Annotated in this window: 12 protein-coding genes; 11 read left to right on the top strand and 1 reads right to left on the bottom strand. The window is 51.4% G+C overall.

Annotation, left to right across the window (positions count from 1 at the left end):
- The first annotated feature begins 102 nt into the window (after window positions 1-102).
- The 6 genes from ACN0YN_RS04440 to ACN0YN_RS04415 all read left to right on the top strand — a co-directional run bounded on the left by ACN0YN_RS04440 (window position 103) and on the right by ACN0YN_RS04415 (window position 12,266).
- Window positions 103-1,083, top strand: a complete 981-nt coding sequence (locus tag ACN0YN_RS04440; RefSeq protein WP_417383782.1) for an aspartate carbamoyltransferase catalytic subunit — start codon at window positions 103-105, stop codon at window positions 1,081-1,083.
- On the top strand, window positions 1,080-2,360 hold the full coding sequence (locus ACN0YN_RS04435; protein WP_417383781.1) for a dihydroorotase: 1,281 nt from the start codon (window positions 1,080-1,082) through the stop codon (window positions 2,358-2,360). Before ACN0YN_RS04440 ends, ACN0YN_RS04435 begins: the two co-directional genes overlap by 4 nt.
- A 275-nt stretch (window positions 2,361-2,635) precedes the next feature.
- Window positions 2,636-3,454, top strand: coding sequence for a hypothetical protein (locus tag ACN0YN_RS04430; protein ID WP_417383780.1), 819 nt, complete (start codon window positions 2,636-2,638; stop codon window positions 3,452-3,454).
- A gap of 265 nt (window positions 3,455-3,719) precedes the next feature.
- Complete coding sequence (locus ACN0YN_RS04425) at window positions 3,720-6,209, top strand: BatA domain-containing protein (RefSeq protein WP_417383779.1); 2,490 nt, start codon at window positions 3,720-3,722, stop codon at window positions 6,207-6,209.
- A gap of 46 nt (window positions 6,210-6,255) precedes the next feature.
- A complete protein-coding gene (locus ACN0YN_RS04420) occupies window positions 6,256-8,535 on the top strand; it encodes a glutamine amidotransferase (RefSeq protein ID WP_417383778.1) in 2,280 nt (759 codons plus the stop codon).
- Between the two features lie 161 nt (window positions 8,536-8,696).
- The gene (locus tag ACN0YN_RS04415; RefSeq protein WP_417383777.1) at window positions 8,697-12,266 is read left to right on the top strand and encodes a hypothetical protein; all 3,570 of its coding nucleotides are present in this window, start codon (window positions 8,697-8,699) and stop codon (window positions 12,264-12,266) included.
- Between the two features lie 18 nt (window positions 12,267-12,284).
- Here the strand turns inward: ACN0YN_RS04415 and ACN0YN_RS04410 are convergent, their stop codons facing one another.
- Window positions 12,285-15,617 (bottom strand): SNF2-related protein, encoded by a 3,333-nt coding sequence (locus ACN0YN_RS04410; protein ID WP_417383776.1) that lies wholly within the window; start codon window positions 15,615-15,617, stop codon window positions 12,285-12,287.
- A 487-nt stretch (window positions 15,618-16,104) separates the two neighbouring features.
- On the opposite strand from ACN0YN_RS04410, the gene ACN0YN_RS04405 reads away from it, so the two are divergent.
- From ACN0YN_RS04405 to ACN0YN_RS04385, 5 genes are all read left to right on the top strand, one after another.
- The gene (locus ACN0YN_RS04405) at window positions 16,105-17,349 is read left to right on the top strand and encodes a lactate racemase domain-containing protein (RefSeq protein WP_417383775.1); all 1,245 of its coding nucleotides are present in this window, start codon (window positions 16,105-16,107) and stop codon (window positions 17,347-17,349) included.
- A gap of 70 nt (window positions 17,350-17,419) precedes the next feature.
- Window positions 17,420-18,223 (top strand): inositol monophosphatase family protein, encoded by an 804-nt coding sequence (locus ACN0YN_RS04400; protein ID WP_417383774.1) that lies wholly within the window; start codon window positions 17,420-17,422, stop codon window positions 18,221-18,223.
- 781 nt (window positions 18,224-19,004) lie between these two features.
- Window positions 19,005-19,724, top strand: coding sequence for a metal-dependent hydrolase (locus tag ACN0YN_RS04395; RefSeq protein ID WP_417383773.1), 720 nt, complete (start codon window positions 19,005-19,007; stop codon window positions 19,722-19,724).
- A gap of 112 nt (window positions 19,725-19,836) precedes the next feature.
- Window positions 19,837-20,685, top strand: coding sequence for a carbon-nitrogen hydrolase family protein (locus ACN0YN_RS04390; protein WP_417383772.1), 849 nt, complete (start codon window positions 19,837-19,839; stop codon window positions 20,683-20,685).
- 293 nt (window positions 20,686-20,978) lie between these two features.
- Window positions 20,979-23,408 (top strand): YfhO family protein, encoded by a 2,430-nt coding sequence (locus ACN0YN_RS04385; protein WP_417383771.1) that lies wholly within the window; start codon window positions 20,979-20,981, stop codon window positions 23,406-23,408.
- The last annotated feature ends 28 nt before the right edge of the window (window positions 23,409-23,436 follow it).

The following is a 23,436-nucleotide window of genomic DNA, read 5'->3' as shown; positions in this document are numbered from 1 at the left end:
TAATATCTCTACCAGTCCTGTGATAACAACCTTCGATCGGGGTCTGTACGCAACTGACGTCACCCGGGTTGAAATACGTACCTACTCTAATCTGATGCGACTATGAATATCGACCATGAGTATCGAACCGACATCTCCCGCGGATGGAACCGTAAGCATATTTTAGGACTGCAGGACCTCACTCGGGATGAACTCAACATCATTCTCAATCAGGCGGCAGAGTTTAAGCGGCTGGCCACGATTGGGGAAACCAAATTAACACCATTGGCTGGCACCGTGGTCGCCAATCTGTTCTTTGAACCTTCGACTCGAACTCGAATCAGTTTTGGACTGGCTGCCAAACGTCTCAGTGCCGACACAGTCGACTTTTCTGCTTCCGGCAGCAGCCTCTCCAAAGGCGAGAGCTTTGTCGATACCGCCAAAACAATCGAAGCGATGGGCGTTTCTTACGTCGTCGTCAGACATAAAACACCGGGCGCTCCGCAACTGCTGGCACAACACCTGGATGCCAACATCCTGAACGCCGGCGATGGTACACACGAACATCCCACCCAGGCATTGCTTGATATCTTCACGATTCGGGAACACTTCGGCAAAATTGAGGGGCTGACGGTCACGCTGGTCGGCGACATCCTGCACAGCCGCGTAGCCCGTTCCAATATCTGGGGGCTGAAAAAACTCGGGGCACACGTAATTGTCTGCGGCCCCACCACCTTGATTCCCAGTGAGATCTCAAAGCTGGGAGTAGAAGTCTCCAGTAACCTGGACGACGTACTCCCTCGAACGGACTGTCTGAACCTGTTACGTATTCAGTTTGAACGACAGCGGGGACACTTTTTCCCTTCCATCCGGGAATACGCTCACCTCTTTGGAATGAACAAACAGCGCATTAACAAAGCCAAAGAGAATGTACTGATTCTCGCGCCGGGTCCCATCAACCGGGGGGTCGAAATTACTCCTGATGTGGCCGACGGTCCTCATTCAGTCATATTAGGCCAGGTCAGTAATGGACTGATCATTCGCATGGCCTGCCTCTATCTGCTCCACCTGCAGCGAACTGCCTCCTTGGGAACACCAGGATGAAATCGATTCTCATCAAAAATGGTCGCATCATCGACCCTTCACAAAATCTGGACCAGACGGGAAACCTGTTAATTGAAAACGGGAAGATTACCGGACTGTGTGAGGCGACTGTCTCTGCTGACGAAATCATTGACGCCACCGGACTGATCGTCAGCCCGGGATTCATTGATATTCATGTCTCGCTCTGCGAACCCGGCTTTGAAGAAGACGAAACGATTGAGTCGGGAACCGCTGCTGCCTTAGCCGGCGGTGTGACTTCCCTGGGATGTCTGCCTAATACATCACCCGTGGTTGACGATCGCTCCTCCGCTGAGTTCATCCTGCTCCAGGCAGAACGCGCCGCGAACTGTCATGTGTACCCGCTGGGTGCCATCACAAAAAATAATGAAGGGAAAGAACTGGCGGAAATTGGTCAGCTGGTCGCGGGAAAAGCCGTCGGTTTTACAGATGCTGACCGACCGATCGATGATGCCCAGATCATGAGATGTGCGCTGGAATACACCCGCATGTTTGACCGACCGATTCTGAATCGGCCTCAAGTTACGGAACTGACCGACAAGGGACAGATGCATGAAGGCTTCCATTCAACGGTTCTGGGCCTCAAAGGTATCCCGGCCGCTGCAGAGGAAATCATGGTCAACCGGGATATTGCGCTGGCAGAACTGACACAGGGGCGAATCCACCTGATGTGCATCTCCACTCAGAACAGTGTCTCCCAGATTCGTCGCGCCAAAACGGCGGGAATCCGTGTCTCAGCTGATGTCACTCCACACCATCTGGCACTGACCGACCAGATGCTGGAGTCATACGATCCGAATTATAAGGTTCTGCCTCCACTTCGCTCACAGGATCACATCGACGCATTGATTGAAGGCTTAAAGGATGGCACCATTGACGCGATCTGCTCCGATCATACTCCCCATGCCGCGGAAAAGAAAACCGATGAAATCCTGGGAGCCGATTTCGGCATTATCGGCCTGGAGACGCTTCTGCCGGTCTGTCTGCAGAGCCTGATCACTCCCGGTCACCTTTCCTGGTCTGAATTGATCGCCAAACTCACAATTGGTCCCGCTCAGATTCTGGGACTTGCGAAGGGGACGCTCGCAGAGGGCGCAGACGCCGATATCACCCTGATTAATCCGGATATTCGTTACATTCTCGAACCTGCTCTCCTCAAATCATCCAGTCAAAATACACCGTTTCTCGGAAAAGAACTGCAAGGCAGGGCAGAAGTCGTCATTGTTTCCGGCGAAATCCGATTTCGTGCCGAAAATTAAAAACTTCTGTACACAAAATGATCGAAGTTGACGTTCCCTCCTGTATCATCAACAATATCATTAAGTGACTGGTAAAAAAGGGCTATCGACTTCAGATTGCGTCATACTCTGGACCACTTGAGTCTGCACCAGGACAGGTTTGCAGTTTCAGGGTCGGCTTCCAGGTGCAGGCAATCGAATCGGTCGGTCAAAGTGAGTGACAGTGCCATTCAGACTTCGGAAACAGTTTTCAATCTATCAGCCATTAATTCTTAAAATGGGACATGAAATTGAGCATGCAGGACACTTCATTCAAATTTGATCTGGGACATTTCAGAGGTACTGCCCAAATACTGCTCCTGTCGATCATGTTGCCACTGCTGCATGGTTGTGGCACAGAAACTTATGAAAAGCGGTTGAATGAAACATCTCAGTATTTTGCCTACGTGGATACTCGTAATCAGGCACTTTCAGGTGTCTGGACTTCGCCCACAATCAAAATGAGAGCGCCTCTCGAGTTTCAGCAGATGGAAGCCCCGAATGTTCCTGCCCCTGCAGCAACAGACGAATCAGAGTCTCCAGCGCCAGAACCCACACCTACGATTGATCCCAGACAACCCGACTATGCAGACCTGGTACTGCCTGGACTGGAGGGTGCATGGCGAACTGAAGTTCCCGTCGATCTTGAAAATGATAGCGCTGAGCGTCCCGCGTACCTGTATGTACTGAGTAATCATGCTCTGTTACAGGAAAAGCAGAAAGAAGACGCACTCAATTTTTTCAACAATGTTAATACTCAGATTGCCAACACATTTGATTTGTTCCTGAATCCGGAAAATTTTCAAACGGAACGCTTTCCTAAAGGGAAAGGGTATTCCAATCCCAAATCCTTTAGTGTGGGCATCTTTGAACCTGAAATGCCGATCGACGGAGTTCCCTACCAGCTTCAGATCTACCTGACCGAATCAGGAGATCGTCAGGTAGTAATTTTGCTGGTAATCCCTAAAAATATTGCTCGTGAATCAAAACTCAAAGAACAGATGGACTATAGCCTGGAAACCGTAGAGTTCGTTAACTCAGCTTCAACAGGCCCGTCTGAAAGTACAAGCTTCTAGACCGTGTCCAGTTTTATTGTAGCGTTTCCAGGGTCATTTGGACCGAGTATATTGGATTGTGAGACGCGATAGTTAAATGTGATGCGATCTAGTCTGCAGATCAGATGCGAGATCGTATCACATTTTTCAAAAGACTCTCTCATTCTATTAAACACAGCCCAGATGGTATTGGAGACGACACAGTAAATCTGGATCCGGGAAGATAACGGATTACCGACAGGGCCGTTTGATTCACCACTCAATCTCTCCAATAGATTTTTCATATATGTCACTCATTCACCCCGGTTTATTACTTGGAATCGTTCTGGCAATAATCCCGGTGATTTTACATTTTCTGCTCCGCTCAAAACCAAAGAAACTGATCTTTCCGGCACTGGCACTTCTGCAACGTAAAAAAATCCAGAACTCTCGACGCCTCAAGCTTCGTCATTTCTGGCTGCTGTTGCTGCGAATCCTGGTAATCGTTGCGATTGTGCTCGCATTGACCAGACCATCTCTCCCCCCGGCTAACTATGGTTTTTCGACCTACGAACTGACCATGCTCATCATCATCAGCCTGGTCGCTGTTTTCGCCTACCTGGGACTGATGCGTCACTATCAGAAACAACGAGTTTCTCAGCAGACGCTGAATACACGTCGCACTTTTTTAAGAGGTGGCATCGGTGCAGCCGCCTTTCTGCTGGTGGCACTTCTGGTTTTATGGCCTTACCAGAGACGGATCTTCGCAGAAATTTCGGAACCGCTACCCGCGGTAGCTGAGAACATTCCGGTTACTGCAGTCTTCCTGTTTGATACCAGTCTCAGTATGGATTATCGCCAGGACAGTCTCTCTCGCCTCGATCAGGCCAGAACCATTGCTGATGAGCATTTAAGCAACTTGCCTGCCCAGAGCAGAGTCTCTGTCATGCATAGCAGCAGCGAAGATAACTTTCCCTTTCAGTCCGACCTGACAGCAGTCCAGTCTCGAATCAAATCACTGAAAACATCCGCCTTCTCCCTGTATCTGGATGATCGTCTCCGCGCCGCCATCAATCGTCAGGAGGAAGATTTCAAGCGCAGCCAGTCCGCAGAACAGCCCGCTGGAACTCAGTCTGCAGGTGCAGATCAGTTTGTCCGGGAAATATATATTTACACAGATCTGGCACGTTCTGCCTGGAGAAGTCAGCCAACCCAATCGATCAGGCAGCAGCTGGAACGACTCAAATGGCTGGGCATTTATGTCATCGACGTGGGTGTGTCCAACCCGAAAAACATCGGCATTTCACACATCAATCTCTCGCGCGAATCCATCACGCTGGGCAATTCCGTAACGGTCAAAGCAGAGATCGTGAGCTCTGGAATTACGACTGAAAATACAACCCTGGAACTTTATACGCAAAATGAGAAAGGTCAGTTAATCAAACGCGACCAGCGTCTCCTGTCAACGACAGGTGCGTCTGATGCAAATTCCGATTCCCAGCCTGCCACAAAATCAAATCAGGAAACACAACTGGAAATGAGTCTGGCCAATATCAGCCAGAAAACCACACAAGGCGAGCTTCGGCTCACCTCTTCCGATCCGTACCTTCCCGACGATGTCCGCTATTTTACGATTCTGGCGGAACCGCCTCCCGAAATTTTGATCGTCAGTCCCGATCCTGCTTCTGCCCAACTCTGGCAGGCAGCATTGGCACCGGAGAAACTCGTCGCATTAAAGAAAAATCGCTATAGCTGTAACGTCGTTTCGCTCAACGAACTGGAATCGACGCCACTGGAACAATTCGCAGCCGTCTATCTGATTAACGTCACCGCGCTGCCCCCGACCGCCTGGCGACTGTGTGCTGAATATGCGGAGAATGGCGGCGGAATCTGCTTCATTCTGGGAAGCGACGGGGACGCGCCGGAATCGATGATCGTCTCCTTCAATTCACTGGCAGCACAAAAACTACTCCCGCTGGAATTACTGGGATCTCTCAAATTCATCCCTCCGGAATTTCTCGATCTGGAAAACAATCCTCATTCACTGTTTGCCTATTTCCAGGAACTGGGAGGAACGGGAGAACTTTCAACAATGGAAGTCTCCCGCTACTGGCGCGTCGAACCGACCGACAAAGGGCAGGTGATCGCAACATATACCGATTCCAGAAACTCTCCCGCAATCATCGAACGTAACCTTGGGCAGGGGAAAGTCGTTGTTTTGACCACCGGTGTCGATTCGGCTGGCTGGAGTCAGCTTCTGTACGCACGCTGGTCTTATCTGGCATTCGCAGACCAGTTAACCCGCTACCTGATTCACACGCGATCAAATCGTGCGAATTATCTTGCTGGTGAAATTGCCAGTTATCAATGGCCTGCGTCTGCCATCAGACCCGAAACGTTTCTATTAAGAACCCCTGATTTAAAACAACTGCTAATTCAGGTAAAAGCAGGGGCCCAGCAGATCACGATCCCGGAAACGACTGCTATTGGCCATTACCAGCTGATCGACAATTCCAGTGACAGTACCCGTTCTTCCAGTGGTTTCAGCGTAAACATCAATCCGGCAGAAAGTAACTTTACCCCCATTTCTGAAAACGAACTGGATCAGTTTCTGGGAGCCGATCGTTACAGCCTGACTCACGACATGGAAGGATTGAAACGCACGATTCGAACCGGTCGGCTCGGCGTGGAAATCTTCCCCTTACTGGCAACCCTGCTGCTGCTGCTGTTCTGCCTCGAACACTTTACTGCAAACTATTTCTATGAAATCGATCAGTCAGCCGAAACGACTTCCTGAATTTGAGCCTGATTCCATTCTGTTTTATTGATTATACTGACATCACATGCAACCGATATTAGAACCAATCTGGTCCTGGCCAACGATGATCCTGCTGATCATCGGCTTGATCGCACTGGTTCTGACGACATACCCCAGACGTGTCAGGCATTTCTCATCCGCAGTGCGTCGACTGTTGATTGGTTTACGGTTAACAACAGTGTTGCTGCTGGCTTTCATGTTGCTGCGTCCCTCGATTGAATTCAGTGATCAAACGAAACAGAAGTCGTGGCTGTACATCGTCGCAGACGCCAGTCGCAGTATGCAGACAGAGGATGGGCCGGGCAGCGTGACCCGCCGTAATGAATTATTGAAAACACTGCAAACCGTCAAACCTGTACTCGATAATCTTGACGAAAATATCGGCATTCGTCGTTTTGATTTCTCTACCGAACTGGTTCCCGTCGAAACTTTTTCCGAGCAAGCTGCCGGAGAACAGACGGCCATCGGCTATGCCCTGGAAATGATTTCCAGTCAGTTACAGCAGGACCGCCTGGCAGGAATCCTGCTGCTCTCCGATGGCGCAGAACGAACACTCCCTCCCTATGACGTTGATGCCAAAGCCCAGGCCAGCTACTTCGGTGACACCGGCATTCCCATTTATACAGTCGGCTTTGGTTCTTCCAGTCTCCAGGACACCACTTTGGATCTGGTCATGGAGAGCCTCATTATTGACCCGCTGGTTTTCGAGAAAAAGAACACCCCCATCACGGTCAAAGTCCGCAGCCTGGGAGCGGCCAATCGCGATATCACCGTACGCCTGCTGGTGGAAGACCGTACCGGAATCAAAAAAGGGGAAGCGGGCAAAATGGTACCCGCAACAGCCTACGGCAATTCCCGGGTCGCAACCCAGATCCACCCGACTCAGAACAATGAACTGAGCACGGTGGAACTCTTCTGGACCCCGGAAATTCCCGGCGAATATAAAATCGCGGTGGAAGCGGTTCCCCTGGAAGGTGAAATCAAGCAGACCAACAATCGACTGGAAACCATTGTGACTGTCCAGAAAGGGGGTATTCAGGTTGTTTATTTTGACTCTCTGCGACCGGAGCAGAAATTCATCCGGTCGATGAACGACCCCAAAATACAGCTGGACTATATTCCGGTCGGCAATGGTTTTTCCGGCAGTAAAAATCCGGTCAATGCGGATCTCAAAGACCTCTCCCGCTACGATGTCTTTCTCATTGGAGATGTTCCAGCCGACATTCTGGGACCAACGGTCCTTCGAAAAATTGCCGATCGAGTCGAACAGGGAGCCGGACTGCTGATGACGGGCGGATATCATAGTTTTGGACCGGGAGGTTACGCGAATACTCCCCTGGAGAGTCTGATTCCGGTCGTCATGCGTGCCAGCGAAAAACAGGTCGGAAATGCAATCGCGAAAGATCTGCACTATTTAGAGGATCTGAAAATGGTCCCCACCTCACTTGGACTGCAACGTTATGTGATGCAGTTGGACAGCTCCCGTGAGGGAAATCGGCAAAAATGGAACGCGCTGGCTCCGCTCAAGGGAGCCAATCGTCTCCGGAAGAAATTTGAAACCGTGGAGGTCCTGGCGGAATCTGCTGGAAATGAAGCCATTCCTCTGTTGTTTGCCTCCGATGTGGGAAATGCACGTGTGATGGCATTCGCCGGAGACACGACGTTTCAGTGGTTCCTGAGTGGGAATCGCAGTGAGCACGAGCGATTCTGGAGACAAATGATTCTCTGGCTGGCTCATAAAGAAAACGAATCTGATCAGAGTGTCTGGGCACGCGTCGAACCGCGAAATGTCGCCCCTGGCAGCCAGGTCCCCATACAGTTTGGAGCCCGGGATGATAAAGGAAAACCCATTTCCGATGTTCAATTCACAGTCCAGGTGAAGGGACCTTCCGGCAAAACCAGCAAGACGGAAATCCAGGGAACCACTGGAACTTCCACAACCACATTTTCCCAAACCCAGGAACCCGGTGATTACTGGGTCACGGTCCGTGCAGACAAAAATGGAAACACACTCGGCTTTGATGCAACCACCCGTTTCATTGTCGATCCGCGTGATCTGGAACTGGACAACCCGGCCGCCGACTATTCCCTGCTGGAATCCATCGCCTCACTCTCTGGAGGCAGTTCCCTGCCGCCGGAAGAACTGGAAAGTTTTCTGACGCGGATGAACAAAGAAAAGTTATGGAACAATGACCTGACCCGGTACCGCCGGGTATCCCTCTGGGACAACTGGTACTTCCTGCTTTGCTTCATTCTACTGCTGAGTGCAGAATGGTTCTTCAGGAAGCATAAAGGTCTGGTTTAACTGCCTTTACGGACATTGTTCAGATCGAAAAAGGAAATTCGGGGAAAATAGAATCTCCCTGAAAATTCAGGAACATTCATACCATCACGGACGTCGATCATTCTATAATAGTTATAAGTGAAACCTTTCTATTTCTAATCTGATTCAGGCACAGGCTTTCCATGTCAACGGCATCCAATCCGAAGCAGACGACCGAACAGCGATCAGGCCAGTACGCCAAGTTTGATGAATATGTCGATTATCAGGTCTCGAAGACCGGCTCGAATATCAAAGCCAATGATCTGCTGACAACTGCAGTCGGGATCACCGCTATCTTTCTGGGTTACCTGCTGGTATTTGTCCTGTTCGATCACTGGATCATCAAGGGGGGCTTCGGTCACACCTCACGGCTGTTGATGCTGGCTGGCGTTTTCATCGCCTGTCTGGGCTGGGCAGTCTGGAAGCTGATCTTACCCTATTTCCAAAAGGTGACACACCTCTATTCCGCGCATGCCCTTGAGCAGACCTCCTCTGAAATGGAAGGTTCGCTGCTCAACCTGATTGATCTGAAAAACTCCAATCGTGCCGTGAATCCCGAAATCATCAACTCACTGGAAAAACGGGCGGCACTGACACTTTCTCAAACCGATACCGAGCAGGCCGTCGACCGTCGTCCGCTCATGCGGCTCTCTTATATTCTGCTGTTCGTTGTGGCGCTGTTGTGTTTTTATGCACTCTTCTCGCCGAAAGAAATCTGGCCGTCGATATCTGCGGCCATTTCATTTTCTCCTCAACGAGAGTTCGCCACACAGACCCAGATCAATTCCGTAACACCAGGCAATACAGAAGTCCTGTCAGGAAGTCAGCTGGAAGTGATCGTGGACCTGCGGGGAGAAGTGCCGGAAACCGTAACACTCTTTTATACATCCAGCGACGGAGGCCGTGTAGACGAGCCTGTTAAACTGCGAGCCATGGATGAGACCCAGAAACGCTATCAGGGCATGATTGTCGGGATCAATGGACGGGGAATTCGCCAGGAGTTGACCTACCATATCCAGGCAGGAGACGCGACATCAGAAGAGTTTCAGGTCAAAGTCATCCAGCCACCTTCTGCGACCGTTCACTCCGTTCGCTATGAATATCCACAATATATGGAACTGGCAGCGGTCGAACAGCCGGGCGGAGCCATCGATGCCTGGGAAGGAACTAAAATCACCGTCGATGCGACGACAAACATGCCAATTACTTCGTTTGAAGTTCTTTTTTCGGACGAAGAAGATTCCAGTTCATTGCTGGAAGAATTCAAAACCGAAAAAAAGATCAACAAGAATTCCATTACAGCCTCGTGGAAACTGAAACTGCGTGCTGATGGTTCCTTCCCCAAATTCTACCAGATCAAATGCCGAAACGAAGCAGGGCAGACAACACTGTCGCCGACCGTCTATCCGTTAATGATTCGTCCGGATCAGTCCCCCGAAATCAGCCTGCTGACACCAAAATCAGATCTGAAGATGCCCGCCAACGGCATCGTCCCCATTTCGGTGGTTGCAGAAGACCCTGATTTCAAGATCCGCTATCTGAATCTGAGAGTCGATAAACAACAGGTCCGGATTCTGGATAAAACTCTGTTCGAAGGCGCTGAAAAGAGTGTCGGACTCAATCATGATTTCGAACTGAGTCCACTGCGACTCTCCCCTGGCGAGACGATTTATTTCTGGGTCGAGGCCCGAGATAACAAGCACCCGTCCGGGAATCGTCAGAACACTCCGAAAATCAAAATTGAAATCACAGAACCGGTCTCAAAGGAAGAAGCCCAGAAACAGCTCGAAGAGCAAAAACAGAAGGACGCCCCCCAGAATCAAAACAATGGCTCCGATCAGAAAAACAAATCGGAGCAGATGGAAAACAAATCTGACAAAACTGACCAGAATCCATCAGAGAAGCAAGATCCGAACCAGAAAGAAGAAAAGGGAAATCCCGGGAATGAAACGAAACCCGGAGAGGAGAATCAGCAGGAAAAAGAGGGGCAAAATAAAGGCAAACAGAATTCCGGACAATCTGAATCGAATGATCCTCAGAAGTCAGATGATCCGGGCACAGGTCAGAAATCAAAGAAATCTGGCGACAAACAGGAGCTGGACAGCGATGGTGCTGATGACCAGGAAGCCATCAAACGTATTCTGGAGCAGCTGAAAAAAGAAGGTCAGCAGCCAGACTCGGGTTCCGAACAGCAACAAAAACCCGACGCTGATAAACAGGACTCTGGTAAATCGGAAAACGATCCGCAGATGCAGGATCAGAAATCATCCGGCTCCTCAAGCGAAAAGAACAATCCCTCTTCTGATGCAGGAAAAGGCTCAGAAGGCGAACCCCAAAGTAGTCCTGACAAGAATTCAAGCCCTTCGTCTTCAGACAAGGCAGACAAACCGGACAATGATCCCGGCAGTAAGCAGAAACCGTCTCAATCCGATTCGGTCCCCAAAGGCAAGCAGGAACCGGCTGAACCTTCCGACGATGCGATGAAGACGAAATCAAATGGTGATCCCAAAGGGAAAGCAACCCCGAACCACGATCCCGATGCTGATCCCCGAAAAACCAATAAGGAGATCGAACGCGACCCCAATCAGAAACCAGCCACACGTCCTGGAGAGAAAGATTCGCCCGCCAGCGATGCGTCTAAAAAGTCTGAGTCCGGTAGTCCGGATTCGAAGCCACAACAAGCGGACAACCCTTCGAAAGGAGATCCGAAGCAGGGCATGAGGAAGCCGGAACAACAGGACCAGAATCCTTCCGGTAAACAGCAGCCTTCGAACAACCCGGATTCCAAACAGAAACCGGATCAACCCGATGGTTCCAATGAACCTCCGCAAGACAAAGGTCGCCCTACCGATCAGAAATCAAAACAGCCACAGAATGGTGAGAAAGGCAACAGCTCACAAAATGATCAGGGACAGAAGGGGAGCCAGCAACCGGGTAAAGGCGATTCCACGGGACAGAAAGGCAATCAGGAACAGAGTTCTCAGAAACAGCCCGCTGACTCGAAACAGTCGATGAATAATAAATCGGAATCAGGCAACAAGTCTGGCGAGAAATCTTCCGAGCAGAACCAGAACAAGTCCGGCCAGAATAAATCCGGCGAAAGCAAACCGGGAGAGAAAGGTGGCAAACAGCCCGGCGGGGACAAAAGTGGTGCACAGGGGAAAGGTCAATCAAAATCCGGAGAAAGTTCCGGATCCAGTTCAGGGCAACGGTCTGGTGATCCTCAGGGAAGTGGCTCTACGAAAGGGGGACAGTCTGCGACAGCAGAAGATCAGGACTCCGGCAATGCTTCTCCTCCCGGCCTGCCTGAAGCAGAGGATGCCAATCTGGAATACGGTAAAGAAGCGGCCAATCTGGTACTGAAACGGATCAAAGATGAGCTGAAGCGAGAAGAAGTCGATCAGGAACTGCTCAAAGAACTGGGCTGGACAAAAGAAGAGATGCAGCAGTTTTCTGAGCGGTTACAGAAGCAGTTGCAGGCTCCCGATCAGGAATTGCAGTCACCTGAATCGCTGGCCCGCAAGCGTCAGTTTGAGGAGATGTTAAAGTCACTCAAACCCGCCAATCGGGCTGCCCAGCGCGAACGCAACAGTACCAGAAAACAGAATGCCGACGGTATCGGTACCCGACGTCTGCCCGTCCCCGAAGAATACCGGGAAGCATACGAGGCCTTTACACGAGGATTAGCTGAAAAGAAATCCTCAGACAAATAAACGTAAACTGTTTTCCGCTTATGACAGCAGCAATTCCAGATCGTCGCTGGACAGGTTCTTGAGGACGCTCTGGTTCTCTTCCAGGATTGCATCCGCCAGTTCCCGTTTCTGCTGCTGCAATTCGGTGATCTTCTCTTCGACCGTATTGCGACAGATCAGCTTGTAGGCAAACACGCGTTTGGTCTGACCAACTCGGTGTGCCCGGTCGATCGCCTGTGTTTCCACAGCCGGGTTCCACCACGGATCCAGAATGAAAACATAGTCCGCGGCAGTCAGGTTTAACCCCAGGCCTCCCGCTTTCAGGCTGATCAGGAAGACGCCACAGTCTTTGTCGTTCTGGAACCGGTCGACGCGTTCTTTACGGTCTCGCGTCTGACCATCCAGATATTCATAGACAATATTCTTCTGATCCAGGTGTTCCTGCACGATCGAGAGCATACTCGTAAATTGCGAGAAGACCAGCGCTTTGTGACCTTCGTCAATCAGTTCTTCCAGATGCGGTATCAGAACATCCATTTTCGCTGAAGCATCAAGAGCCCGACCACGATCCAGCAGGGCAGGGTGACAGGCGGCCTGTCGCAGACGCAATAATGCTTCGAGCACATGAATCTTCGTTTTACCCAGCCCTTTGGACTCGACCATTCCCAGAATGGAATCCCGGTAGTGCTGTCTCAACTCGTCGTACAGGCTGGTTTGCTCTTTGCCCATATCGCAATACAAAGTCTGTTCGACTTTTTCTGGCAACTCGTTGGCAACCTGTTCTTTCGTCCTTCTCAGAATGAAAGGGCGTAATGCATTGCCCAGCATAACACGGGCATTTTTGTCTTCAATATCATTCGTATAAGCTTTGAAGACGGAGCTGCGTCCCAGCATACCCGGATTGAGGAACTCAAAGATCGACCAGAGATCTCCCAGATGGTTTTCGACTGGAGTACCACTGAGTGCAATCCGATGCCGGGCCTGTAACAGCCGTGACGCTTTCGCGACCTGTGATCCGGAGTTTTTGATCATCTGGGCTTCGTCCAGCACGGCGTAATCAAACTGAATATCTTTGATCTGGGTGATATCTCGTCGCATCGTCCCGTAAGTTGTCAGCACCAGATCAAATTCAGTCAACTGTTCAATCAGCTTGCTGCGGTCCCCGCCTGCGTACTCGATCACTTTGAGCTCAGGTGTAAACTTGGCTGCTTCCTGGATCCAGTTAAACATGAGCGATTTCGGTACGACAGCCAGTGAAGGGAGATGCTCGTCCCGGGCTCTTTTCCGCCGTAACAGCAGGGCCAGAAGTTGAACGGTTTTACCCAAACCCATGTCGTCTGCCAGACAGCCACCAAAATGAAAGTCCTGCAGGAATTGCAGCCAACCCAGGCCTTCCAGCTGATACTTTCGCAAGTCCCCTTTAAATCCATCAGGCTCTTTATCAATTGCAATCCCCGAGAAAGAACGAATCTTTTCGCGGATCTCATCGAATTTGGCGTCAGTCTCAACAAACTCCTGTGCATTCAGTAATGCATCCAGCAGCGCCACCTGATTGGGAGCAAACCGCAGATGATCTTCATCCGTGACTGCAATACCAGCCAGAATGCCATATTGTTCGATCCACTCTTCCGGCAGGATCCCCAGAGATCCGTCATCGAGCCGAATCGAAGAATCACCGCGTGCCAGAGCAGAAAGCAATTCAGGGAACCGGACGGTCTGTCCTTCGAAGTCGACATCTGCGTGCAGTTCAAACCAGTCAATACCCGATTGAACCTTGAACATCAGATTGGCCGGTTGATGGACCTGCTTGCCGTCGGCGCGAACAGCCCATCCCTCTTTGATCAGCTCGCGGACCGCGCCACCCAGATCGCGGGCAGAAATCTCAACATCCCGCCCCTGAATCCGTCGGTCCAGCAGTCTGCGAAAACCGCTGTCCTGCAGCAGGGTCCAGGCTTTCGATTCTTTCTCCCGATTTCTGAGAATGCAGCGTTTTTCTTCCCGGTCAACGATCGCCCACTGGGTACTCGAGCCGGACACCAGATGATCCAGATAGTTGAAGTGGATCTCACCATACAGACGATCCTGCTGCCAGCGTTTTTTCTGCGGCGAATGGATCAGCAGTTCGGGCAGGGGATCACAGGAGACTTCTTCCAGATGCAGTTCTTCAGGAAGTTCCAGTCGAGGCAGAACCGGCATATCCAGCAGGCGGTCAACCAGTTCCTGCTGTTCGCCATCTTCCACTTCGATGGTTTCGTTCAACTGAATCATTTTGATCCAGGGAAAGGCATCGTAGTCTTCCAGCGGAGTGATTTTATCATTTGTCAGCACCAGGCCCCCCGCGACGATCAGCCGTGCAGAGGAGATCTGCAGAACTTCATCGTCCCGTTTCAGGTGGCCGTGCAGTTTCCAGTTGGAATTCTTCCGGTCCCGTTCCACTCCCATGCAGAATTCCCAGGTATGTTCGCCATCCCATTTCAGAGAATCGACATCGTCGGGCTGTCGGTCCAGATAGCGTACGTGCCCCGTACCACACATTAATGGCAGAATCAGTTCACATAACTCATAGGGAATACGATATCGAAACGCAGCAACCTGAGTTTCCGTCTGTTGAGCCCGCCAGTTCGTTCTTTCCGGCGTCCCTCCGGACAGATAGGCCAGAATCCGGCGATCATCCTCATGTTCGACTTCCTGAAGTTGACCTGCCTTCAGTTTGAGCGGTTTCAACTTCCCCCATTGCCCGTTCGCACGTCGCTGACGCTGAGATGTCTGAACCACCAGTTGCCCGGATTCCAGACTTTCCTCGACGTCGATTTCATAAAAGATCTCTCGTTCCTGCTGTGTGGTTTTCGAGAGAACCGGAGTCAGCGCAAACTCGTTTTTAAGTTCAACCAGTCGGGCTTCCCAGTCACGCAGACGTGGTTTGGAAGTAACGGCTGTTGACTGACTGCTGCTGGAACCAGATTTGGTTTTCCGGGACCGCCCGCCCCCCATTTCAAAATCGTCGGGCATCGAAAATTCGAAATCGTCCATCTCGTCATCAAACGAGAGCGGCGCATTTTCGATGATAAACGGCGGAATGTAACCCGGTTTCACTGCACCGGCCAGATAACCGGCTTCATCCACAGCCAGAATAGCGGCCCATAAATGTTTACAGACGTTGAATTTCTGGAACTGGTCACAAGTGCAATAGGTCTTCAGGTTGCCGTCATCGCGTGACAACTGCGTCTGGTACTCAACACCATCGCGCACCACAGCAAAAATATGATCAGCGGTGATCCGGGTCAGTTCAACCCGTTCCGCTTCAATATATGCTGCACCTCGAAATCGGATATCGGCACGAAATTGATTTTCAAGCAATTCTGCCAACGTCATGGACGGCCTCCTGCCTGATCCCAAAACGCGTTTCGCATTATTGAGACACTCCCGGATATTTTCATAAGTCAGTCCTGAATTGAACCTGGACCAACGCTGGTATCGGTCGGAACACAAACATTTTAATCGTGCGGCTCTCAAAAAAGCCTGTTGATCTATCGGGCCTTACAACCCTCAAACCCCATTCAGAGCGCATCTTACGAGGTTACTAGATCACGGTTGCTTTTGACCAGTCATTATAGCAGGTTTTCTTCTGAAATTTTGACTTCCATCAAAAAAGAATGTGAACATTCCGTTATCTCAAAGAGTTCATTAAGTTCCCCCCCTTGAGACTGGTCCCACTGTAAAAAGTGTGATATACGACTCCCACAGCCTGCTGAGTCGATTCACTTTTTTTTAAAATGATTTATAGTATCTGTTTTCAACATCAGTCCGGCCCTGAACAGCAATCTTGAGGTCGGGGCTTATCTGAAAGCAATCTGCGACTATGGAACAACTCCATCAAACTCTTAGCGAACAGGAAGTCATTCAGTGGTTTGAATCCAATCTTCCTGTCGAAGACTATCGAAACAAAAGTATTCTGCTGATCGTGCCCGATGCGACCCGCACGGCACCTTTACCCCTCTTATTTTCAACCTTCCATCGAATTCTCAGCCCGGTCGCAAAACGGATTGATGTCCTGGTGGCATTGGGGACCCATCCTCCCATGCCCGAAAAAGACATCTGCCGCCTGCTGGGAATCTCCGAAGAAGCCAGACAGTCGGAATACAGGGATGTCGGTCTTTTCAACCATGAATGGGACCAACCTGACAAGCTTACCCAAATCGGAACCCTCACGAAAGAGCAGACCGCTTCCATCTCGGCCGGACTCCTGGAAATGGATGTCCCGGTCACCATCAATGCCCGTATCAAAGATTACGATATCCTGCAGATCATGGGCCCTGTCTTTCCGCACGAAGTGGTTGGCTTTTCCGGCGGCAGCAAGTACTTTTTCCCGGGTATCTCCGGCCCGGATCTTCTGAACTTCTTCCATTGGCTGGGTGCCTTAATTACTAATGTTGGAATTATTGGTGTCAAACAGACCCCGGTTCGCGAAGTCGTCAATCAGTCCGCCGCGATGATTCCCAACGAAAAACGCTGCATCACCTTTGTCGTGGCACCTGACAGTTCCTTATATGGTCTCTTTTATGGAACTCCCGAATCCGCCTGGAATTCAGCGGCAGATCTATCAGGGCAGATCCATATTAAACGCAAGCCTAAGCCCTTCAAGCAGGTCTTATCCTGTGCTCCATTGATGTACGATGAACTCTGGGTCGCCGGAAAATGCATGTATAAACTGGAACCGGTGGTCGCAGACGACGGCGAACTCATCATCTACGCCCCACACATGAAAGAAATTTCCGTCACACACGGCAAGCTGATTGAAGAGGTCGGCTATCACGTCCGTGACTATTTCACAAACCAGTGGGACCAGTTTAAAGACTACCCCTGGGGGATCCTCGCCCACTCGACGCATGTGCGGGGAACGGGAACATTTGAAAACGGCGTCGAACGTCCGCGGGTTCGCGTGACTCTGGCATCTCAGATTCCTCCTGAACTGTGTGAGAAAATCAATCTCGGCTACCGGGATCCGGACAGCATCGACATCGAATCGTTTGCCGACCGGGAAGACGAAGGGATTCTGCTCGTCAGAAAAGCAGGGGAGCACCTTTACCGTCTTGAAGACGAATAGACCGCAAACCGGGAACGCATTGTTCAATCGATCAAAACCATAAACACTCAAGAATATTCGAAACAAAATCATGAATACACACTCTGAGAAATTTGAATTAAAAGCACGTCTCGAACTGGCACTGGCGGCATCAGAGAAAGCCAGTGAGCTGATCATGCAGTATTACCAGTCTCCCGATCTTGAGGTTGATCGAAAGTCCGATGACTCCCCCGTGACGATCGCCGATCGTGGTGCAGAAGAACTGCTGCGGGAAGAGATCACCCTGGCGTTTCCCCAGGACAGTATTCTGGGTGAAGAACTCCCTCCCGTAGAAGGGACCAACGAATTCAAATGGATCCTCGATCCCATCGACGGTACCAAACCGTTCACTCAAGGCGTGCCTTTGTTTGGAACCCTGATGGGACTGGAAGAGAACGGAAAACTGGTACTCGGCGTCTGTCGTTTCCCTGCGTTGAACGAAGTCGTTTACGCCATCAAGGGAGAAGGAGCCTGGTGGAAAATTCGTGACCAGGAACCCCGTCGCGCTAAAGTGTCTGATAAAACCAAACTCTCCGAGTCGGTCTTCTGTACGACAACCATGACCCGCTGGGAAACGATTGGTAAACAGAAAGCCTACGAATACCTCTGCCGCAACTCCTACCTCGCACGGGGCTGGGGAGACTGTTACGGCCACATGCTGGTCGCCACAGGTCGGGCAGAAGTCATGGTGGATCCGGTTCTCAGCCCCTGGGATGCAGCCGCTCTGCTCCCTATTCTGGAAGAAGCCGGCGGACACTGGATCGATTTCGATGGTAACCCGTCCATCTATACCGGAAATGGTCTCGCCGTCAATGCGGCTCTGAAAGACGAAGTTCTGGAAATCATCGCTCGATAAACGGCCCGCTCCGTCGCTGTTCTGTACTCGAACGAGTCCGAACATCGTGCTTTTTGCCGTTTCGGAGCGTTTCAGCCTGCGATCAATGCCCCTTCGGAATCCCGCAGCACGGACTGAAAAAATTCGACTTGACGCCGCCGCGCCACGAAACATGATAAGCGCTGAAGTGAGTCGCGCGCGTGTCAAGTTTACAGAGCACTGAAACACGCGACACCTGTTCGTTGTATGCACCCGATTTCCGGTCCTTTTTTCCAGATCTTCAGTTTGCATAACAGCACCAGTTAACAATGTATGCCTGCGGGTCGCCACACATCGCAGGCTTTCACCACAAAACCACCCCGGCATCGCAGCAGGTCGTGCCTGTGTCACCCTGTATCGCCACCCGATTTTGTTCAGATCCTCTTGACTCACTCGCGCCACTCCACAAAATAGTCCCTCATCAGAAAAGCTGAATAAACCGGTCATCAAATGACATCCTGGAAAATAAATAGATCTCTAGCCAAACAATCGTCACCCGGCAGAGCCTCTCCGTCGGCTCGCCCGATAGTCAACGGCACTTTCTCCAGCGAAAGCGTTTCGTTGCCGATTCTACTCGATCTCACCGAACAGCACGCAGATGAACAGGCCGAACCAGACCAGGTTCCGTGAGCCGTTTTCCCCCTCAAAACCAGCGATTTGAACTCCCATTGATCGATTCCCACTAAGTTTGCTACGATTGTCCCTGCAAGGACTTAGCGACTAACTATCCGGAATTGAACCGTAACATTCAGGGAAGAATACGATGGCCGGTTACACAGAACATATCAGCGTCAGCGGCTTACTCGGAATCGGCTACGGTTCGATCGCCAGCCTGTTCATGGGGTTCACGCCGACACAGGGGATTCTGGCCGGTGTCCTGACCTGGGTCGGTGGCATGCTGCCCGACCTGGACTCTGAAACAGGTCGTCCCATCAAAGAGATTTTCTCCCTGACCGCTGCTGTCGCCTCCTTTGTTGCCATGCGCTGCATGATTCACAAAGGCGCTGATCCCGACAATGCGATTCTGATGGCGGTCGTGACTTATGCCTCCGTTCGCTACGGTGCAGCCGCCATTCTCGGCAAGTTTGCCGTACATCGTGGCATGTTCCACAGCATCCCGGCACTGATCATCGCCGGGGAAACAGTCTTTCTGGCCTACTTCAGCGATTCCTATACCGTGAAGTTCCTGATGGCGGGCGGCATCTCGCTTGGTTTTCTTTCTCACCTGGTTCTGGATGAGGTCTACAGTGTGGAACGTAAAGGAGTGAGCATCCGCCTGAAGAAATCCTCGGGCACTGCGATCAAATGGTTCGGGAATGGCCTGTTTGGCAATGCCGTCGCCTACGCGATTCTACTGACGATGACCTACATCACGCTTGTCGATTCCGGTGTGCTGATCCCCCCTCAACAGGCGGCTCCCGTGGAAAACATCGATGCCCCGGTCCAGCAGGCCTCTCCCTTCAAGACGACGGAACGCCTCTGATTCAGTTGGACTTTGAACAGACAGGATGGAAACCAGCAGCGCAGGCTCCTATAATCAGTATTCTGCCTCGAACGGCATATTTATTCATTCGGAATACTGAGGACTGCACTCAATGAAAATCGCCGGCGTGCAAATGGATGTTTCTCTCATGGACAAAGAGGGAAATCTCAGCCGTATCATCGAGAAAATCAAAGAGACCGCTGCCGCAGGTGCCAGCCTCACCGTGTTCCCCGAATGTGCGCTGACCGGTTACTGCTTTGCCAGTCTCGAAGAAGCCCTGCCTTACGCAGAATCGATTCCCGGCCCTTCCACCGACAGGTTGCAGGAAGTCTGTCGTGAACTGAATCACTCTGTTGTCGTCGGGATGCTGGAGCAGGCAGAGCAGGGTGTCTATAACGCGGCAGTTCTGATTACACCGGAAGGGGTTCTGGGTAGCTATCGCAAAATTCATTTGCCCTACCTGGGAGTCGACCGCTTCGCGCTCCCCGGCGATCGCGAATTTGCCGTCTGCTCGCATCCTGAAGTCAACATCGGCCTGAATATCTGCTACGACAGCGCCTTTCCCGAATCATCGCGGATCATGACAATCGAGGGGGCCGATCTGATAATCCTGCCGACCAACTGGCCCACGGGCGCGGAACATGTTGCCGAGCATGCGATCAACACCCGCTCGATGGAAAATGGCATCTACTACTGCGCCATCAACCGCATCGGGTCGGAACGGGGCTTCGACTTTATTGGAAAGAGCCGCATCACGGGACCGGCAGGGGAGACCATCGCCACTTCGTGGGGGACTGAGCCGGAAATTCTCTACGCGACCATAGATCCGGCCCGGGCCCGGAATAAACGGGTCGATCGTGTTCCCGACAAACACGTGATTCACCGTCTGGCAGATCGACGCCCCGAAATGTACTCAAAAGTGGTCGAACCACATGGACTGCAGCCCCCCAATCGAGACTGACAGGCTTTCGGCGGAAGGTTGCTGAAAGAGGCCGGATCGAATCCGCTCTGCAAGGTTGCCAGTAAATTCCAGTCACGAGGGGCAATGGTTGGCATGATCTGTGCACTTCTATTCGCACTCGCGTGTGACCGGCGACAGGCTTTCGATTACCGAACTTTTTTCCAGGAAAGACGTTCCCGTTATGGAACGTGTTTCTGTTCGCAATCGTTTTGTCCTGCGATGTATCAGATTCTTTACAACGTCTTCGTCTTTCTGATCGTTGCTCCACTACGGCCAGTGCTGAAACTTAACACATGAAATCCAGACTGTTTCAAAATCTGATCGCTGCTTTGATCCTGCTGGTGGTGACGGGAGTCTGTTTTCAGTCCCTGATAAGTCATCCATCAGATGTGCTGGTCGGGATCCAGAACCAGGGCTATAACGACACCACCAGTGCGTTTATTTCCTATAAAGAATATCAGAAAACCAGTTGGGAGCAGTTTGGACAACCTCCCTACTGGAATCCGTACTCACTTCTGGGCATGCCCTGGCTGGGAAGCCCCCAGTCGTCCCTGTTCTATCCAGGTAACTGGCTGTTCTTTTTTGTAAATGCCATCAGTGCCATCAGCTGGTCGCTGGTACTGCACCACTGGTGGGCAGGCCTGGGTGCGTATCTGCTGGGACGAAAATATAAGTTGAGTTTTTTCAGCGCGCTCCTGTCCGGGATCGTCTTTCTTGCCGCTCCCTACTTTGTCGCAAAAACAGGAGAAGGGCATTTCACGTCGGTCACACAGATCGCCTGGTTCCCCTGGATCTTATACGGTTATGAACTCCTGCGGGAAGGGAGCAGAAAAGCGGTTCCGCTCCTGGCGATTCTGATCTCGCTCGCTTTTTTCTGTGGTCATGTCCAGGAACTGTTTTACCTGCTGCTGTTTCTCAGCGTCTGCCTGGTGGTGGAATGCCTGGTGGATCTCATACTGCAGAAACGACAGCCAGTCTCTAGCCCAGAGAACCGGGAAGAAGTCACTTCAGACGTTCCCGTGACGATGAGTCCCCCCGGGGCACAATTCAAAGGCTGGATTGCAGTCAGCCTGTTCGTAGCAGGTCTGGTGGCTGTCGACCTGTTCCCCGTATTCATTTATACCAAACAGGCAGTTCGCGCCAGCGGCATTGACATGGTCGCCTTATCCAAAGGAAGTTTGAACAATTATAGCCTGCTGCAACTGCTTGATCCCTTTGTGTGGGGCCGTCCCGATCAATACCAGGGGCCGGGCCTGTATTACTGGGAGGCGATCTGCTCGTTCGGCTGTCTGCCACTGCTGCTGGCACTGCTGGGAACCGGCGTGTTCTTCCGAAATCGGAATGTCATCCGCCTCACGCTGATCGGGCTGGTCGCTTTACTGCTCGCCTTTGGCCCCCATCTCCCTTTCTATACATTGTGCTATAAACTGATCCCGGGATTTTCCATGTTTCGACTTCCCGCGCGCCTGCTCTGGATCTGCACTCTGGCCATCGCCATGCTGGCAGGATTTGGATCCGAGTCCCTCTTTCGCCTGTCACAGAGTCAACGCAGGAAAAGCTGGCAAATTTTTATCGGCATCGGCTTCACAGTAGCAGTACTGCTGATGGGCTATCAGGTCACCCAGTCCCACGGCGAAATCACGTTTGATATGGGAACAAAACAGATTTTCAGCGTGCAACTCACCTGGTTGTTTGCCGCAATCACAGCCGTTTGCGTGTCGCTCTTGCTGGCCGGTTTTTCACGCAAAACAGCGATAGCAGGTACACTGCTTCTCAGCCTGATCTGTACCTGCGAACTTGGTAGCCACGCGCATCAGATCCTGCGGACTGTCCCTCAAAAATCGTTCCGGGGAGAAACAAAACTGATCACGTTTCTCAAGGAAAACCTGTGCGAACATCGGGTTCTGGTCAACCAGAAACTACTCAGCGACTACGAGGCCTGGCAGCATCAGATCATGAAAATCCAGGGATACGAGCCCGTTCCGCTCACCCGGCTTGGACTGCTGGCCGCAGCCACATTCCCGCAACCCGATGCCGCCGCGATGATGGCGGGGTTCAAAACCCCCGATCTCTTAACGGCAAGAAAGCCTCTGCTGGATCTGATGAGCATCAAATACGCCATCCTGCAGACAGATCAGAAGCTGGAAATCGAAGGCTGGAAAATCATCGAGCAGGGTTCGATCCCCGAAGAATTCCACCTGCGGAACGCAACACCTCAGCAATTACCCTATCTGATTCTGGAAAATCTGAACCCACTTCCCAGGGCGTATATCACAGGAGAAGGGACTTTGTTCAATGCGAGCCAGTCGAGTCAGAAAATCGTATCTGCCATTTCAAAAGTTCAGCCACGTAATGAAGTACTGCTGGAGCGAGATATTCTGCCTCGAGGAAATCGCCAGTCTTTCACCGCAGCAACGATCAATGATGCAAGCCCCAACCTGTTGACGATCAACGCCAGTCTGACTGCTCCCGGATATCTGGTGCTGTCTGACATCTATTATCCAGGCTGGACCGCCCGAATCGGCGATCAGGAAATGCCCGTCCTGCAGGCAGACTACGCATTGAGGGCCATTCCTCTGCCTGCCGGTGAGCATCGGCTCGAACTCTCTTATACGCCCCCCGGTTTTCAAATCGGACGAATTATCTCCGTTACGGCGCTGGCCCTGTTACTGATTCAACTGCTTAGTGCATTTCGAAAACCTCATAGCAGTCAGACGACTTGAGCTGCTGCGGTTTTTTGCAATCTGTCTC

This window comes from Gimesia sp., assembly GCF_048260065.1.
Lineage (GTDB): Bacteria > Planctomycetota > Planctomycetia > Planctomycetales > Planctomycetaceae > Gimesia.
This window is presented reverse-complemented; position numbering and strand designations above follow the sequence as displayed.